The 923-nt window shown below is 59.4% G+C and carries 1 protein-coding gene; it reads right to left on the bottom strand.

The features are described 5' to 3' along the window. Positions 1 to 105: 105 nt before the first annotated feature. Positions 106 to 923, bottom strand: an 818-nt coding sequence (locus ABWW33_RS32980) for an IS110 family RNA-guided transposase (RefSeq protein ID WP_353405622.1), incomplete at its 5' end; no start/stop codon positions are given.

Below are 923 nucleotides of genomic sequence, written 5' to 3'. Positions count from 1 at the left end.
GACGTTGTCGGGTTCTGCCAGCGCCGGTTCGACCTGTTGGCCATCATCGGCATGTTTCGCAATCGTGGTTGGATACTCCTTTTTACGTACTGACTGCTCTACTGTTTAAACTGCTACTGCCCCGGGCTGGTAATCAGTGCCCTTGGTCATCATCGCCCAGGCGATACGCGCCGTCTTGTTGGCCAGCGCGACCGCGGCGATGTTGTGATGCCTTGTCTGCGCGATGTGCGTTACCCAGCGACTCATCCGATCATTCTTGCTGGCCGCCGTTCGTAACACTGAACGGGCCCCATGAATCAACAGCGTTCGTAGCTGTGCGTCGCCTCGCTTCGTAATACCCAACAATCGTTCTTTGCCGCCTGAGCTGTTTTGCCTTGGCGTCAGCCCCAGCGATGCCGCCATCTGCCTGCCACTGCTAAACTGCTTTGCGTCGCCGACGTTGGCCACAATCGCTGTGGCGATGATCGGGCCGACGCCGCGCAGTTGCTGCAACCTGGTGGCGACCGGATCGGTGGCCGCCGCAATTTCTATTTCCTGATCCAGTTCCTTGACCCGGAGTTCCAGGTTCAGCAGATCGAGCCACAAGCCGCGCAGCATCCGACGAAACCGCAGCGTCAATCCGTTCTCCAGATCGTCCAGCCAACAAGGAATGGCGGCTCTCAGCTGTATCATTTCCCTTGGCGCCACCAGGCCATACTCACTACACAGGCCTCGGATCTGGTTGCCCTTCGCGGTGCGCTGGCTGCACAACTCCGCCCTGATGCGGTGTATCGCCTGCAGGTCTTGCTGCTCGACCGATTTGACCGCGACGAAACGCATGCTCGGGCGGCTCATCGCCTCGCAAATCGCCTCCGCATCATTCGCGTCGTTCTTGTTGCTCTTCACGTACGGCTTGACGAACTGCGGCGCGATGAGCTTCACCG

The sequence above is a fragment of the Duganella hordei genome, assembly GCF_040369125.1.
Classification (GTDB): Bacteria; Pseudomonadota; Gammaproteobacteria; order Burkholderiales; family Burkholderiaceae_D; genus Rugamonas; species Rugamonas hordei.
The sequence above is the reverse complement of the archived record's forward strand: the minus strand, read 5'-3'. Positions and strand labels throughout refer to the sequence as shown.